Source organism: Eudoraea sp. (assembly GCF_039969275.1).
Classification (GTDB): Bacteria; Bacteroidota; Bacteroidia; order Flavobacteriales; family Flavobacteriaceae; genus Eudoraea.
The window spans coordinates 158,859-176,100 of record NZ_JBDVOC010000015.1; the positions used below are offsets into that span (position 1 = coordinate 158,859).

Annotated in this window: 14 protein-coding genes; 8 read left to right on the plus strand and 6 right to left on the minus strand. The window is 37.9% G+C overall.

Features of this window, described 5'->3' with window-relative positions; translation table 11 throughout:
• Window positions 1-51 precede the first annotated feature (51 nt).
• Together ABJH90_RS14745 and ABJH90_RS14750 are read right to left on the minus strand one after the other, a co-directional pair.
• Window positions 52-1,398, minus strand: a complete 1,347-nt coding sequence (locus tag ABJH90_RS14745) for a hypothetical protein (RefSeq protein ID WP_348140670.1) — start codon at window positions 1,396-1,398, stop codon at window positions 52-54.
• Between the two features lie 7 nt (window positions 1,399-1,405).
• Window positions 1,406-2,647 (minus strand): choice-of-anchor B family protein, encoded by a 1,242-nt coding sequence (locus ABJH90_RS14750; RefSeq protein WP_348140672.1) that lies wholly within the window; start codon window positions 2,645-2,647, stop codon window positions 1,406-1,408.
• Between the two features lie 70 nt (window positions 2,648-2,717).
• On the opposite strand from ABJH90_RS14750, the gene thiL reads away from it, so the two are divergent.
• A complete protein-coding gene (gene thiL / locus ABJH90_RS14755) occupies window positions 2,718-3,767 on the plus strand; it encodes a thiamine-phosphate kinase (RefSeq protein ID WP_348140674.1) in 1,050 nt (349 codons plus the stop codon).
• On the opposite strand, the gene ABJH90_RS14760 is transcribed toward thiL, so the two are convergent.
• Entirely contained in the window at window positions 3,768-3,986 is a 219-nt protein-coding gene (locus ABJH90_RS14760; protein ID WP_297796787.1) for a hypothetical protein, read from the minus strand.
• Between the two features lie 263 nt (window positions 3,987-4,249).
• Here ABJH90_RS14760 and brnQ point away from each other — a divergent pair, with 263 nt between their 5' ends.
• Complete coding sequence (gene brnQ / locus ABJH90_RS14765; RefSeq protein ID WP_348140676.1) at window positions 4,250-5,539, plus strand: branched-chain amino acid transport system II carrier protein; 1,290 nt, start codon at window positions 4,250-4,252, stop codon at window positions 5,537-5,539.
• A gap of 49 nt (window positions 5,540-5,588) precedes the next feature.
• On the opposite strand, the gene ABJH90_RS14770 is transcribed toward brnQ, so the two are convergent.
• Window positions 5,589-6,881 carry an aminopeptidase P family protein gene (locus ABJH90_RS14770; RefSeq protein WP_348140678.1) on the minus strand — a complete coding sequence of 431 codons (1,293 nt, stop codon included), beginning with the start codon at window positions 6,879-6,881 and terminating at the stop codon, window positions 5,589-5,591.
• 188 nt (window positions 6,882-7,069) lie between these two features.
• Here ABJH90_RS14770 and ABJH90_RS14775 point away from each other — a divergent pair, with 188 nt between their 5' ends.
• From ABJH90_RS14775 to ABJH90_RS14800, 6 genes are all read left to right on the plus strand, one after another.
• Complete coding sequence (locus tag ABJH90_RS14775) at window positions 7,070-9,919, plus strand: glycosyl hydrolase (protein ID WP_348140680.1); 2,850 nt, start codon at window positions 7,070-7,072, stop codon at window positions 9,917-9,919.
• Between the two features lie 11 nt (window positions 9,920-9,930).
• The gene (locus ABJH90_RS14780; protein WP_348140682.1) at window positions 9,931-10,335 is read left to right on the plus strand and encodes a DUF2721 domain-containing protein; all 405 of its coding nucleotides are present in this window, start codon (window positions 9,931-9,933) and stop codon (window positions 10,333-10,335) included.
• Between the two features lie 184 nt (window positions 10,336-10,519).
• A complete protein-coding gene (locus ABJH90_RS14785) occupies window positions 10,520-11,188 on the plus strand; it encodes a succinate dehydrogenase cytochrome b subunit (protein ID WP_348140684.1) in 669 nt (222 codons plus the stop codon).
• Between the two features lie 2 nt (window positions 11,189-11,190).
• A complete protein-coding gene (locus ABJH90_RS14790; protein ID WP_348140685.1) occupies window positions 11,191-13,194 on the plus strand; it encodes a fumarate reductase/succinate dehydrogenase flavoprotein subunit in 2,004 nt (667 codons plus the stop codon).
• 6 nt (window positions 13,195-13,200) lie between these two features.
• Window positions 13,201-13,947, plus strand: a complete 747-nt coding sequence (locus ABJH90_RS14795; RefSeq protein ID WP_348140687.1) for a succinate dehydrogenase/fumarate reductase iron-sulfur subunit — start codon at window positions 13,201-13,203, stop codon at window positions 13,945-13,947.
• A gap of 104 nt (window positions 13,948-14,051) precedes the next feature.
• On the plus strand, window positions 14,052-15,209 hold the full coding sequence (locus tag ABJH90_RS14800) for a methionine aminotransferase (RefSeq protein WP_348140689.1): 1,158 nt from the start codon (window positions 14,052-14,054) through the stop codon (window positions 15,207-15,209).
• 40 nt (window positions 15,210-15,249) lie between these two features.
• Here ABJH90_RS14800 and ABJH90_RS14805 read toward each other — a convergent pair whose 3' ends face one another.
• Together ABJH90_RS14805 and ABJH90_RS14810 are read right to left on the minus strand one after the other, a co-directional pair.
• On the minus strand, window positions 15,250-16,407 hold the full coding sequence (locus tag ABJH90_RS14805; protein WP_348140691.1) for a serine hydrolase: 1,158 nt from the start codon (window positions 16,405-16,407) through the stop codon (window positions 15,250-15,252).
• 11 nt (window positions 16,408-16,418) lie between these two features.
• Window positions 16,419-16,949 (minus strand): GNAT family N-acetyltransferase, encoded by a 531-nt coding sequence (locus ABJH90_RS14810; RefSeq protein ID WP_348140693.1) that lies wholly within the window; start codon window positions 16,947-16,949, stop codon window positions 16,419-16,421.
• Window positions 16,950-17,242: the final 293 nt, after the last annotated feature.

Genomic DNA, 17,242 nt, shown 5'->3' on the forward strand with positions numbered 1-17,242 from the left:
AAAAGGATGATTATAGCCAGGCTTTTGAGGTGAGCCTTTAACCGATAATTTTTATTTGATTTTTATAATTACAAGGTCTGAAAGTCCTTTATTTATGAGGTTTGGGAAATCATCACTGGAACTTTCACCAACCAGAAGTATACTCTTATCAAGATTTTCAACCGCATCAAAACCATAATCCAGATTTGACCCTCCAAAAGTGCCCTGCCAGATCAAATTTCCATCAGGGTCTGTTTTTATGAGCCAAATGTCGTTTTCTCCCTGATTTTCTTCAGCATCCCCATCAATACTTTTTGAATTTCCGGTAATAATAAATCCACCGTCGTATGTAGTACTTACCCCCTGGGCGGCATCGAACTGCGAACCTCCAAAGGTTTTTTCCCATAACAGCTTACCGTTATCATCTATTTTTATAAGCCACACATCAGATTCTCCATGATTTATCGAAATATCCTTATCAGTGCTAAACGTGTTCCCGGTAACCACATAACCCCCATCATATGTTTTGGCAATATCATAAGCGACTTCAATGCCCGAACCACCAAAGGAACGCTCCCATATTAATTCGCCTGCAGCTGTTAATTTAATCACCCAAAAGTCGTAGCTGCCCTTGGTATTTGAAATATCATAATCATCACTTTCAGAAAACCCTGCCATTACAAAACTCCCATCGTCCGCTTCAATAACCGCATGCGCTCTATCATTGTTGGTGCCTCCGTAGTAACTCCTCCATTCTAAATTGCCATTGGCATCTATCTTGGTTCCCCAAAATTCCCCCACACCATGTCTGGTAAGATAATCACCCTTGTAATAAGTGCCATCGTCAAGGGCGGCTGTAATATCCAAAAAACCTGCGAAGAAAAATCCTCCATCAGCAGTTTGTAATAAATCATATGAATGATCATGGCCCGAAAATCCAAAACTTTTTTCCCATTCAATAACCCCTGATTCATCCAGTTTTAAAATCCAGTTATCATGGAATCCTTCGTTCTTACTTCCATCCCCATCATCGCTCATGGCGTAACCCGTAACGGCATAGCCACCATCTGAGGTCTGGATTATTGACTGCCCACGGTCATCCTTACTACCCCCATAAGTATTACTCCATGCTACATCTCCTTCCTCGTCTAACTTTAAAACCCAATAGTCATTTACTGGAATAGACTTGTCTGCAAGATCTCCATCGGTACTTTTTGAATAACCGAGAATTGCATATCCGCCATCGTTCGTATGAATTACTGATTGTGCCGTTTCTTCGTCTGTGCCGCCGAAACTCTTTACCCAATCAATCTCACCCAAAAACACGGCCTGGTCATAGCCGTTATCCTTAATTACAGAATCGTCATCTGAACATGAAAAGAAAAACAGCGCTATGGCTACTATTATAATGTTTTTCACAACTATTCTAATTTGACTTTTTAATAACAAAGAGACCGGAATTGATATCATTCACAATAATCTTTTCACTTTCAAAATAAGGATAAACACTCCATACGCCTTCAAAAGCGGCAGTGTTATTAGTCGGATAGGAATCAAAAAAACCTTCTTCTACAATACTTTGCCCGTCTATGCCTGAAATATCAAGAATTCGGACCCCAGCAGTATAATTTGCGAGATAAAAAATATCTCCTTTTACATAGCCGTTATGATCAATTGCAGCAGTTTCTCCTAAATATGTTGTGTGTAAGATTGGATTGTCAAGATCAGAAAGATCAAAGACCAGGGTACGCGAATCAAAACCAAGTTGGATCTCATCTAATTCATCTCCCAAAATAAAATAGCGTTGGTCTTCAGAAAACCACCCCTGATGTGTATATCCTATATTAGTGTATTGAAAAGTACTGATCTGCATGGGATTATCTTTGTCTGTGATATCCACAATAGCAACTTGATTTTCATTCGCCCCTATGAAAATTTCCTGTCCGGTATAATCAGCGTCAGGGCCATTATAGCTAACAACCTGTGCATCATGCGAGTACCCGTTGGCACCATAACCCCCTGCAGCGATAGGGTTTTTGGGGTCCTGAATATTAATGAAGTGTGCTCCTCCGTTAAAAGTTTCAGTACCAACCGCATACGCATATCCGCTTACTTCATTGATAACAATATTATGCGCATTTCCAAAACCAGTATAGCGGGTATCTGCCACAAAAGTTTCCGGAGCATTCACAACATTTCTCAATTTGGTTAAATCAAAAACCTGCATCCCATGACCGCCGGCCTCCGAGACAATAAATGCATGGTCCTGGTAAACTTTTATGTCTCTCCAGGAACTGGATACAGTTGCTGAAGGTAATTTTCCAAGATAAATTAGTTGTTCAGTATCCGTTATATCAACAAAAGCAGTTCCATTATTCACTCCAACCAAAGCGTATTCCTTCCCGGTAGTGATGTCTGTCCAACCCCAAATGTCATTTGCTGAAGAAGCACTGAAATCTGCCAGGGAAATCCGACCCAGAAAATCATAACCATTACACGGATAAATACCTGCCATACCATTATTACATGGCATAAAACCTGTTTGCGGGTTTTCAACAATATCATCATCCATCATCATGGAATCACCATCATCAGCGGAAGAATCATCGCTATTAGAGCAACCTGCCAGAAATAGCAGGCATGGGAAAAGTAGGAGTGTTTTTTTCATTGGGCAAAAAATAATAATTCTTTTTCGCTATAAAGATAATATATTATTCGCATCCGCTTATTTTTGTACCATGCTTGAAGATAAGAACCAGGAGAAAACCTCACTAGAACAATTGGGTGAATTTGGATTGATAGATCATCTGACCAAGAACTTTAAATTGCAACATAAATCATCTATTAAGGGAATTGGTGATGATGCCGCAGTGCTTGACCTAGCAGACAGAAAGACTCTTGTCTCCACAGATTTATTAATTGAGGGTATTCATTTTGATCTCAGCTATATGCCGCTAAAACACTTGGGGTATAAAGCTGTAATAGTTAATTTATCTGATATTTATGCGATGAATGCAACAGCTACTCAGATTACTGTGTCTGTAGCGGTCTCCAATCGATTTCCTTTGGAGGCTTTGGAAGAATTCTACAAGGGTATTGCACTGGCATGTGAGCTTTACAAAATAGATCTGGTTGGGGGAGATACTACCTCTTCTACTACAGGAATGATCATAAGTATCACGGCAATAGGAGAGGCAGCCCAGGAAGATATTGTTTATAGGAGTGAAGCAAAACCAAATGATCTCCTGGTGGTTAGTGGTGACCTGGGAGCTGCATATATGGGGTTGCAGGTTTTAAAACGTGAAAAGGAAGTATTTAAGGTTAATCCAAATAATCAGCCAGATCTGTCTGTATATAGTTATATTATTGAACGGCAATTAAAGCCAGAGGCCAGAAAAGATATCGTTGAGTTATTAAAAAAACTGAATATTCAACCTACCTCTATGATTGATATTAGTGATGGGCTTTCTTCTGAAATTCTTCATTTGTGTAAACAGAGTGATGTTGGATGTAATCTTTATGAAGATAAAATTCCATTAGATCCAACAGTAATTTCAGCATGTGAAGAATTTAAACTGGATAGCACTTTGGTTGCTTTAAGCGGGGGGGAAGATTATGAGTTGTTGTTCACTATTGATCAAAAAAAATTCCCGGAATTAAAGGGCAATCCTAACTTTACTGTTGTGGGGCACATAACAGATAAGAATGAAGGTGCACACTTAATATCCAGGAATAATTCTAAAATTCCACTTACCGCTCAGGGGTGGAATTCATTTGCCAAAGCATAATTAAGCTACTTGTTGGGTAGTCCTATGTCTTTTTTGGTATAAGTCTTCCAAGGTATCATTGATCTCCTGAAGTTCAGGTGTTAAAACGGAAAGATTTCCGCTTACATCTGTTGTGACTTCTTTGCCACAGTGAACACACTTATATTCTTTTATGTGCAAGGTTACTTTCTTGGATACGGAATAGTGGTGGCCAAAAATATTACAAAATATTTTTTTCATAATGTAGGTTTTAGGTCTGCATTGGTAGGGTTTGGGGATCCTTAATATGCATTAATAAACTTTCAGTAAAAGTTAATGAGATTTAAAATTCAAATAACTTAATTTCAGAACGCATCTACCTCGCATTTTATTGAGTATCCCCTATAAATTTTATGCTTTTTTCGATGAACGTCTCTTTTTACGACCAATTGTAAGTTTATGAGGATGAATTTTGTTTTAGATTTAGTCCTTTTTTCATTTATCTTTCACGTTTTATAAATTCTATGATTAGAATAAAGGAGACGCTGGTAACAGCTTTTGCGCTTTTCTCACTTTTCTTTGGGGCAGGAAATCTTATTTTACCTCCTCAACTCGGATTTAAAGCCGGGGAATTATGGTGGCTTGTTGCTTTTGGGTTTGCTGTCTCAGCCGTTTTAATCCCAATATTTGGAATACTGGGTCATGCCAAACTGCAGGGAACAATGTTTGATTTTGCTTCTAAGGTATCATCTTCTTTTAGCTTGATTTTTTGCTTTATTATTTATGGTGTATCAATATCCTTACCTTCACCAAGAACGGCTTCCGTCACCCACGAAATTGGTATTGCTCCTTTACTTGATAATTCCAGTCTAAGTACAAGTATTGTATATTTTGTTTTAGTATTCATTTTTGTTATGAACCGCTCAAAAATATTGGACATAATAGGGAAATACTTAACCCCTGCAATTATTCTAATCCTCTTATCTATTATGGGCATAACACTATTTTCATTCCCATTAGATTTTGGAACGAACACTTTTAACAATCCTGTTATAGAAGGAATTTTGGAAGGTTACCAGACCTTTGATGCTATCGGTGCCATTGTAGTGGGAGGGGTTATTATAACTTCTATTAACCTTAAGAATAAAGAAGCTTCTTATGAGAGTAAAAAAGCTTTGATTTTCAGGGCCGGTTGGCTGGCGGGATTTGGTTTAATAATGATATATGCCGGATTAATTTTTACAGGAGCGGTGATGCATGGACATTTTGATCCAGCAATTTCACGTACTTCACTTATCACCGGAATAAGTAAAATTACTCTGGGTTCTAACGCTAACTTATTTTTTGGCATATTAGTAAGCCTGGCTTGTTTTACGACTGCGGTAGGAATTGTAGTAGGTACGGCAGATTTTGTAAAATCGCGTTTTCCAAAATCAAACAAAGCATATTTGATTACTGCTCTGATCAGTTGTTTTCTTGGAGTGTTAATGGGGCAATTTAATGTAGATTATATCATCGCCATTGCATTGCCAATTCTAATGTTTGTTTATCCAATTACAATTGTTTTAATCCTCCTCAATGTGATTCCTGAAAAATTTGGTTCCCCAAAAGTTTTCAGAACGGTTGTATTCACGACTATCCTTTTTAGTGTCCCTGATTTTTTAGGAAGTATTGGTTTAGGCAATGAAATAGAATCCATTACAAGATGGATTCCCCTTAGTAAATTAAGTATGGGCTGGGTATTACCTGCTTTGGTTGTTTTCATTTTTGCCAATATCAGGGAAAGAGGATTGTCCAAAACTTCCGGTTTTTAGTTCATATCGCTATCCCCTATTTGAGATAATCTGAAACTAGTTTTTTCCATTACTTATTCATAAGATTTTCAATCTCTTCAACTTCAATCGGGATATTTCGCATTAGATTAAATGGAGCTTCTTTTTCTGTAATAACTACATCATCTTCCAAACGGATACCCATCTTCTCATCTGGAATATAAATCCCTGGCTCTACAGTAAAGACCATATTCGATTTCATTGGTGCTTTTAATTCTCCATAATCATGCGTGTCTAATCCCATATGGTGACTCGTGCCGTGCATGAAGTATTTTTTATAAGCGGGCCAATCCTTATTCTCATTTTGTATATCGGCTTTATCAAGTAATCCCAAACCAACAAGTTCAGAAGTCATTATTTTGCCAACCTCTTTATGATAGTCTGCCCATAAAGTCCCGGGGACTAACATATTCGTAGCTTCATTTTTGACCCGAAGTACCGCTTCATATACCTGGCGCTGCCTATCAGTAAATTTACCATTTACAGGAATGGTCCGGGTCATATCACTTGCGTAATTTGCATATTCAGCTCCTACATCCATCAGGATTAGGTCGCCATCTTTACATTGATTGTTGTTTTCTATGTAATGCAAAACGTTTGCATTATTGCCTGAAGCTATTATTGGAGTATAAGCAAATCCTTTAGAACGATTACGTATAAATTCGTGAAGATATTCAGCTTCCAATTCATACTCCCAAATACCAGGTTTCAAAAAATTTAATACGCGACGGAAACCCTTTTCTGTTATATCGCACGCAAGCTGGATAAGTTTAATTTCCTCAGCCTCCTTTACGCCCCTTATCTGTTGTAAAATGGGATTGCTCTTTGCTACACGGTGCGCTGGAAAATCATTCTTACATTTTAAAATAAAACGGTCCTCCCTGGTTTGAGTCTCTACAGACTGTCTATAGTGTTCATTGGTATTAAAATAAACACATTCAGCTTCGGTCATCAGACCAAAAAATACCTTGTCAAAATCTGATAACCAATGTACAGATTCTATACCCGATACGGCAGTTGCCTGGTCCTTATCTAACTTCGCTCCTTCCCAGATTGCTATGTGTTCGTTAGTTTCCCTAACAAATAATATCTCCCTGCTTTTTTTATCAATCGCATCTGGAAAAAGCAAAAGGATGGATTCTTCCTGATCTACACCACTGAGGTATAAAATATCTCTATGCTGTTGAAAGGGCATGGTGCTGTCAGCGCTAATTGGGTAGATGTCGTTGGAATTAAAAATCGCAATACTCTTTGGCTTCATTTGAGCCATGAATTTTTCCCGATTCTTTTTAAACAGTCCGCTATTTATTTGTTCATATTTCATAAAAGAAAGTACTTTTCTCAAAAATAAGCATAAGCATGTTTACTTCAAAAAGGTAGACCATATTAAGAAGTATGCAGACTCGAATAATTCCTCAGTAAATCATTAAATGAACGGAAATCTATTATTATATTCTTGTCCGCACAACCACAAATTCATATTTTCACACACCAATATTTATTTTCAAACCGATGAAATATAATCTGCCACTAATTGCATTTTTTACTTTTTTTATAAGTATCGTTCAATCCATAACAGGTCAATCCAATAATATAGAGGAAGCCCTGATGCTCAAAAAGCAAATGGAGGCTAATTCTCTGGTTAAAAATATTCCTTTCTCAAGTATTGGCCCTACAATAATGAGTGGAAGAGTTGTAGATATTGATGTAAATCCTGATGATCCTACCGAATTTTATGTTGCCTATGCCTCGGGCGGCCTTTGGTATACAAATAATAACGGCACCACATTTTCACCTGTAATGGATAATTCCGCCACACAAAATATTGGGGATATCGCAATAGATTGGGGTTCCGGGACCATATGGGTAGGAACTGGTGAGAACAATGCTTCACGTTCCTCCTATGCCGGTATCGGTCTCCTGAAATCTACTGATAAGGGCAAATCCTGGGAAAACAAAGGGCTTTCAGATTCCCAGCATATCGGCAGGATTGTGATAAATCCCAATAACCCCAACGAATTGGTTGTGGGTGTAACCGGCAATTTGTACACTAACAATCAGGAGCGTGGAATTTATAAAACTTCAGATGGAGGTTCCAGCTGGGAAAAGACCCTTTTTATAAATGACGCCACAGGCATTATCGACCTGGCTTTTGTCCCTGGAAATTTTAATATTATTTATGCGGCTGCCTGGGAAAAAGATCGAAAAGCCTGGAATTTTAAAGGTAACGGTAGTGGTTCTGGAATTTATAAGAGTATAGATGGTGGCTCTGGCTGGACCAAGATAAGTGGTGGGAACAGTGGATTCCCTTCCGGCGAAAATGTTGGGCGTATTGGATTGGCGGTATATGATGAGAATACTTTGTACGCAGTCCTGGACAGTCAATTTCGAAGAACAAAGACGGAAATTGATCCTGAAGAATCTGACGGACTCACTAAAGATCAATTTAAAAGCATGAGTGTCGAAACTTTTTTAAAATTGGATAATAAGGAACTTGATAAGTACCTGAAAAGAAACGGGTTTCAGGAAAAATACAAGGCTGAGAATGTAAAACAACTTATTAAAAGTGGTACGGCAAAACCTCAGGATCTTGCCAGCTACCTTGAAAATGCGAATTCCTTACTATTTGATACCCCGGTTGTGGGGGCTGAGGTATATAAAAGCGAAGATGGAGGGTTAACCTGGAAAAAAAGAAATGAAAAATACCTTGATGATCTTTTTTACAGCTATGGATATTATTTTGCACAGATCAGAGTAGCTGCCACTGATAAAAATAAGATTTATTTGGGAGGTGTTCCTATAATAAAGTCTGACGATGGTGGTAAAACCTTCACTTCAATTAATGGGGAAAATGTACATGCAGACCATCACGCACTTTGGGTAAATCCTCAAAAACCTGGACACCTAATTAATGGAAACGATGGTGGAGTAAATATCTCATATGATGACGGAGCTAATTGGATCAAAAATAATACCCCTGCCGTAGGTCAGTTCTACGCTATTAATATTGACAATGAGAAACCTTATAATGTATATGGCGGGCTTCAGGATAATGGTGTGTGGAGAGGAGCCCACAATTCTGTGGAGAATAGCGAATGGCGGCAGAAAGGACGTTATCCCTGGAAAATGATTCTGGGTGGTGACGGAATGCAAGTCCAGATAGATAAAAGGAATTCAGATATTGTTTACACCGGATTTCAGTTTGGTAATTATTATCGCCTTAATTTAAATGCAGATAAAACCACTCGTATACAACCCAAACATGACTTAGGTGAGCAGCCTTACCGCTTTAACTGGCAGACACCAATACTGCTGTCTGCACATAATCAGGATATTCTTTACCTGGGGAGTAATAAAATTCACCGTTCACTAAATCAGGGCGACGCCTGGGAAGTTATTTCAGACGACCTTACGCTGGGAGGGAAAAAAGGGAATGTGGCATATGGTACTTTAACAACAATCAGTGAATCTCCCTTAAAATTTGGTTTGATTTACACTGGCAGTGATGACGGTCTCGTGCATCTATCTAAAAACAATGGCGGCAACTGGGATTTGATATCAAGTGAGCTACCACAAAATCTCTGGGTCAGCAGGGTCGCTGCCTCCAAACATAAAAAAGAACGGATATACGTTACCCTTAATGGTTACCGCAATGATGATTTTACACCTTATGTTTATATGAGCAATGACTACGGTAATTCATGGAAAAATATTGCTTCCAAGCTTCCGGCTTCACCAATAAATGTAATAATTGAAGATCCCGAAAATGAAAATCTCTTATTTATAGGTACAGACAACGGACTATACCTGTCAGTTAATCAAGGTAATTCCTGGGAACTATTTCAAAACGGAATTCCCAATGTTGCTGTACACGATTTGGTAATTCAACCAGAAGCTAAAGACCTTTTGGTAGGGACCCATGGTAGAAGTATCTATAAGGCAAATATTTCGTGTTTACAGGAAATGAACGAGAAAATCCTCACCAAGGAATTGCATGTTTTTAAGCCAGATAACTTAAAACACTCTCAAAGATGGGGTAATCCTTATAGCTCCTGGTCAAAACCAAATACTCCCGGATTGGACATAATATTTTATTCGAAAAAATCATCGAATTACTCAGCAAAAGTTTTTTCTTCAGATAAAACGCTTGTGAGTGAGTCCGAGTTTAAGGCAGACAAAGGTTTAAATATTATGTCTTTTGATGTCTCATTTTCCAAGAAAGGCAAACTGGATTATTTGAAAAAAAATAAGGTGAAACTTAAAACGGCCAAAGATGGTAAAACCTATTTACCTATTGGTGCCTATGAGGTAGAAATTTCCTCGGCTGCAGCCAGTCAAAAAATTAATTTTAAAATTGAATAACCCTAATTAATATGCAATTAACACTAAGTATCCCGGCACTTTTATTTCCAGCCATTTCGCTAAGTATGTTGGCTTATAATGCCCGATATTTGGCAATAGCAGCACTCATTCGTCAATTACATAAACAATATCAGGAAAAGGCATCCCGCGTCTTGGGAATACAGGTGCGTCAATTAGAAAGACGACTTAAAATTATAAAGAACATGCAGGCTGTTGCAATACTGAGTTTCCTGTTCAGCGCCATTACTATGTTTCTCATCTACATAGAACAAGATTTCTGGGCCAACCTCATCTTTGGTATTAGTCTTCTTGCTCTTATGATTTCTTTAGTTTTATCCTTGGTTGAGGTACAACTCTCTACAAACTCCCTTACGACCCAGTTGGCAGATATGGGAGATAAAAATGAGAAAGAATAATATTAATCATAATCCATAAATTCATTTTAGTCCTAGTTATTCTGGGTTTATGGCGGTTTTCTCAATGAAAGTGAATCAAACTCTTTGTGTTTGCTTAAAATCAATCTAAATACCATTCTAATAGGTCTGGAAATTTGTTAATGATTTACTCTTGACTTAAATTTGGTCAACTAAACTTTAACTAATGAGTTCACTGATTAAATCGTCCATAGCCCGGAAAGTGGTAATGGCACTTTCGGGTCTTTTTTTGGTATTGTTTTTGGCACTTCATGTAACCATTAATTTAACCTCTGTAATTTCCCCCGACACTTTTAACCAATGGTCCCATTTTATGGGCTATAATGGACTGGTACAATACATAATGCAGCCAGTGTTAATTATTGGTGTTATTGTACATTTTGTAATGGGAATAGTTCTTGAGTTTCAAAATATGCAGGCACGGTCAATTAAATACACCAAATACAAAGGAGCTGCCAACGCTCCATGGGTTTCACGTAACATGATAATAACTGGTCTGGTTATCCTTGCTTTTCTGGGGTTACACTTTTATGACTTTTGGATTCATGAAATGACCTACAAATATATAGAGGCCAGCCCTGAAGACCCTACACGTTATTATACGGAAACTGTTGAGAAATTTGCTCCCATATGGAGAACTGTTCTTTATATTGTTTCTTTCGGATTACTCAGCCTTCATTTATGGCATGGCTTTGCCTCATCTTTTCAAAGTATGGGTTTAAACAATAAATACACCCCATCTATTAAATCATTTACCAAAATCTATGCGGTAGTAATTCCTTTGGTATTTGTCTTTATTGCTATATATCATCATCTTAACCCTATAACTCATTAATTATGGGCATTCTTGATTCAAAAATTCCATCGGGGCCTTTGGCTGAGAAATGGACAAAATATAAAAATGAAATAGATTTAGTAAATCCTGCTAATAAGCGTAATATTGATATTATCGTTGTAGGTACTGGTCTGGCCGGCGGTTCTGCTGCCGCTTCTTTCGCAGAATTGGGATACAATGTTAAAACATTTTGTTACCAGGATTCACCGAGAAGGGCACACTCAATTGCCGCGCAGGGTGGAATAAATGCTTCTAAAAATTATCAAGGCGACGGTGACAGCGATTACAGACTATTTTATGATACAGTAAAAGGTGGTGACTATAGGTCGCGCGAAGCTAATGTTTATCGTTTGGCCGAAGTGTCTGGTAATATTATTGACCAATGCGTTTCCCAGGGTGTGCCATTTGCCCGTGATTATGGCGGACTATTAGATAACAGATCCTTCGGTGGAGTTTTAGTTTCCAGAACCTTTTATGCCAAAGGACAAACAGGGCAACAATTATTATTAGGGGCATATGCCGCGATGAACCGGCAGATACATCGTGGAAAGATTAAGTCACATACAAGGCATGAAATGCTGGATTTGGTAATTGTGGATGGAAAAGCAAGAGGAATTATTACTAGAAATCTCATTACAGGTGAAATTGACCGTCATTCTGCACATGCAGTTGTAATAGCTACCGGGGGATACGGCAATTTATTTTTTCTCTCTACCTATGCCATGGGTGCTAATGTAATGGCCGCCTGGCGTACACATCGCAGAGGTGCTTTTATGTCTAACCCGTGTTTTACACAAATTCATCCAACTTGTATTCCGGTATCAGGAGAACATCAATCCAAACTTACCTTAATGTCGGAATCTTTAAGGAACGATGGCCGAATATGGGTGCCAAAAAGATTAGAAGATGCTCAGGCAATTCGAGAAGGTAAATTAAAGCCTACGCAATTAAAAGAAGAAGACAGGGATTACTATTTAGAACGCAGATACCCGGCTTTTGGGAATCTTGTACCACGGGATGTTGCTTCAAGGGCTGCGAAAGAACGTTGTGATGCGGGATATGGAGTAAATAAAACTGGAGAAGCGGTATATCTGGATTTTGATGCTGCAATAATGCGATATGGAAGTGAAAAAGCACTCACATCTGGCCTTAAAAATGCGGACGATGCCCATATAAGAAAACTTGGAGAAGAGGTTGTTGAAGCGAAATATGGAAATCTATTCCAGATGTATGAAAAAATTGTGGATGAAAATCCATACAAGACCCCAATGATGATTTATCCTGCGGTACATTATACGATGGGAGGTCTATGGGTTGATTACAATTTGCAGACTACCATTCCCGGATGTTATGCAGCAGGAGAGGCCAATTTCAGTGATCATGGAGCAAACAGGCTTGGAGCATCCGCGTTAATGCAAGGTTTGGCTGATGGTTACTTTGTTTTACCATATACTATTGGTGATTTCTTAGCCGACGATATCCGTACAGGCCCTATACCAACAGATTCTGTAGAATTTGATAAGACCGAGAAAGACGTTTTGGATAAGATCAATAAATTAATGTCCGCTAAGGGAACTCATTCTGTTGATTATTATCACAAAAAGCTTGGTAAAATCATGTGGAATAAATGTGGTATGTCTCGTAATGCTAAAGGATTAAAAGAAGCCGTTGAAGAAATTGCTGCTTTAAGGAAGGATTTTTGGGAAAATGTAAAAGTACCTGGAGCTGCAGATGACAAAAATCAGGAATTAGAAAAAGCAGGTCGTGTGTCAGATTTCCTGGAACTTGGGGAACTTTTTGCCATGGATGCCTTGGAACGTAAAGAGTCTTGTGGGGGTCACTTTAGAGAAGAATATCAAACTCCTGAAGGGGAAGCTTTACGTGACGACGAAAATTTCAAGTTTGTGTCGGCCTGGGAATATAAAGGAGAGCCAAAAGACGCCAAATTGCATAAAGAGAATTTGATTTATGAAAACATTGAATTAAAGACTCGTTCCTATAAATAATAAGCTATGAAGATTTATCTTAAAATATGGCGTCAAAAAGATGCTTCCTCAAAAGGAAAAATAGTAGACTACACCATGAATGGTGTTGAAGGCGATATGTCCTTCCTGGAAATGCTGGATATATTAAACGAAGATTTAATTTCGAAAGGCGAGGTGCCTATTGAGTTTGATCATGATTGCCGAGAAGGTATTTGCGGGACATGCTCTCTTCAAATTAATGGACGTCCGCATGGTCCGGACAGACTTATCACAGTATGTCAACTCCACATGCGAAGTTTTAAAGATGGGGATACCATAGTAATCGAACCTTTTAGAGCTAAAGCCTTTCCGGTAATCAAAGATTTGATTGTGGATAGAAATGCATTTGAACGTATTCAACAGGCTGGTGGTTTTATTTCTGTAAACACTTCGGGTAATACAGTTGATGCGAATAATATCCCTATTAGGAAAGAGAACGCCGATAAAGCTTTTAATGCGGCGGCGTGTATTGGTTGTGGAGCATGTGTTGCGGCTTGTAAAAATGCCAGCGCTATGCTATTCACTTCAGCCAAAGTATCACAGTTTGCCTTATTACCACAAGGACGAATTGAAGCAGCAGAACGCGTACAGAACATGGTACGCCAGATGGATCTGGAAGGTTTTGGAAATTGCACAAATACTGGTGCCTGTGAGATAGAATGCCCAAAAGGTATTTCTTTGGAGAATATTGCCAGAATGAATAGAGAGTATTTAGGTGCCTCCATAAAAGGTTAATAGAAAATTGTACATATTTCTAAAATCCCGGGTAGTATTATCCGGGATTTTTAATTGCAATATCTCCAACTCTTTTTTGCTATTTTTACCATAACTATAATGCTATGAAGTCGTCTGCACACAATATTACTTCCAAATTGCCAAAGCTGCCTGAATCTATATTTACTACCATGAGCAGGCTCTCAAAAGAGCACAATGCTATTAACATATCACAGGGTTTTCCCAATTTTGAACCAGATCCTGTTCTTATTCAATTGGTTGCAAAAGCAATGAAAGACGGTTATAATCAATATGCTCCTTTAGGTGGTATCTATTCTCTTAAAGAGGTAATTGCTGAAAAGATTGCGCTTTTATATGGAACTAATTACCATCCACAGTCTGAAATAACCATTACAGTAGGAGCAACACAGGCTATTTTTACCGCTATTTCAGCAATGGTTTGGCCAAATGACGAAGTTATTGTTCTTAAACCGGCCTATGATTGTTATGAACCAGCTATTAAAGCAAATGGTGGTATTCCTGTATTAATTCAATTAACGGGCAAGGACTATTCCATAGATTGGGATGTATTTAAAGCACATCTTAATGACAAAACCAGGATGGTCATTATTAATACACCACATAATCCCAGCGGGATGGTATTTTCAAGTTCCGATATGTTAATGCTCCAAAGTTGCCTAAAAGACACAAATATCATTTTGTTAAGTGATGAAGTTTACGAGCATATAGTATTTGATAGTAACTCCCATGAGAGTGCTTCCAAATACCCGGATTTGGCATCACGAAGTTTTGTTTGTGCCTCATTTGGTAAAACTTTTCATGCAACCGGTTGGAAAATGGGTTATTGCGCGGCACCGGCAGAACTAATGAAAGAATTCCAGAAAATTCATGAGTTCAATGTGTTTTGTGTAAATCATCCATTTCAGCGAGCACTGGCTGAATATCTGAAGCAACCAGCTCACTATTTGGAATTAGGTCCATTTTATCAGGAAAAGCGTGATTTGTTTTTATCTGCAATCAAAAACTCAAGATTCAAATTTAGTCCTACTCAGGGGACATATTTTCAACTATTGGATTTTTCAGAAATCAGTAATGAAAGTGATATTGCTTTTACCGAAAGACTCGCTAAAGAATCCGGTATTGCCTGTATCCCAATTTCAGTTTTTAATAAAGATCTTGTAGATAATAAACAGATTCGGATTTGTTTTGCAAAAACCACGGAAACGCTCTTAAAGGCGGCTGAAATCATCATAACAATCTAGCTGATCCCTTATCAAATTATCTTTGGTCTATACATTTATTCTATTCCATTGCATCCTGAAGTAGGCCCATTAAACTTGCAATTTTCGAGGGTTCCAGCCATCTTGTGATCACTACCAGGTTATTAGCCCTGTCAATAACAATAAAATTCCCGCCAAAACCGGCGGCATAGTAGATGTCTTCTGAAAGTGCCTCCCAATGGCGATCTCCTTTATTGTTAAGCCACCACATATGACCATAGTTAGGATTTGGTGCCGAAGGTGTGGTTGCTTCTTTTATCCAGGCCTCGCTAAGAAGTTGTTCTGAGTTCCATTTTCCATTATTTAGAAATAGTAAACCAAAACGGGCCATGTCCTCAGCGCTTATAAAAATTCCTGCTCCTGAATGACCACCCCCTGTAACAGATTTCATTTTTATTCCGTCAATCACTGTCCAGGCGTTGTCGTAGCCAAACCAGCGCCATGTAGTTGAAGCTCCAATTTTATCCATTACATACTCTTTGAGTACTACAGGAACAGGTTTTCGCCAAACGTGAGTTAATGCATAAGCCAGCACATTTACACGCACATCATTATATTCCATAACCGTGCCGGGTTCATTGAGTTCTCTAAATTTCCAATCATTTAAGCCTCCCTCTTTTGGCGGCCTGTCTGCCCAGTCCTTGCCTCCCCATAACTCACCAGACCAATCTGAATTTTGTTGTAGTAAATGCTTCCAGCTAATTTTGCTGTTGTGTTCCCCTGCAAATGTGCCATCCCAGATATAGGAGGAAACTTTATCATCTGTACTTTCAATTAGATGATTATCTACAGCAAGACCTGCAACGGTAGACAAAAAACTTTTAGTCACACTAAAAGTCATGTCAACACGTTTAATATCTCCCCATTTTTGAACAATGTAACCGTTTTTCAATATTATACCTGCCGGACCACCTCGTTTTTTAGTAGGTCCTAAAATTTGATGAAATGGTTCTCGTTCAAATCCTTTTAAAATTGCAATCCGCAAATCTCTTGACCCCGAATATTCATTGTTTTTTGCAAAATCTACTGCTTCATTGAGTTTCTTTTCATTAAAATTAAAAGTAGATGGCGACCTTTCCTGCCATTTAGCATTTCTTTCAGGAAAATAATAAGCTTGCTGACCAATAGCAGGATTTATTGAAAATATTAAGATAGCGAGGACAAGAGTTTTTATATACATTGTTTATATTATTATTTTTTCAAGTTAGTCAAATTCAGCTTCATTAGCCAGTCCATTTGTTTATCTCTGCCTATATAATAAGGATGTCTTCCAAACTTTATAAATCCATTCTTTTCATAAAATCTAATGGCATTGCCGTTTTTCTCCCACACTCCGAGCCATAAGTAGCTCTTATTTTTTTTGGTTGCAATATCTTTAATATGATTTAGCATCCAATGTCCAATTTGGTTTCCCTGAAATGTACTTTTTACGTAAATCCTTTCTAATTCAATTGCATTTTCATCCCTTATATCACTTTGTGCTTCATTTTCATTTAATTTGAAATATCCCAAAACCTCATTTTTCGATAAAACCAAATAAAAAGATGTCTGTGGGTCTACCATTTCGCATAAAAACTGTTCTTTAGAAAAAGCCTTTTTCATATAAGCTTTAAAATCATCAGGGTTATTGTCCTCTGCAAAGGCATCAATAAATGTCTTTCTGGAAATCGAAATAAGTCTATCTAAATCGGAATTAGTACATTTTGATAAATGAAGTTTCATACCGGAGTGAAATATCATCTAAAATAAAAAAAGGAGTAAAACATATTGCTTTACTCCTTTAAATATTTTGTGATTATGTGCTAAAACATAAACAGTTTTCTGGTCAACATTACTATACCGCTAAAAAAGTCGTTTCGGTATACCTGGATTTCTTCTTCAATAGGTCTGTGGTTAATTTGTGCGTCCATAACTTTTGGAATTTTAATAAAATAAGATTTGGGGTTTAATAAATAAAGTATAAAGATAATGTGTGAGACTCAAGCTTCTAAAAATATGTTGTGAAGTATCTCTAA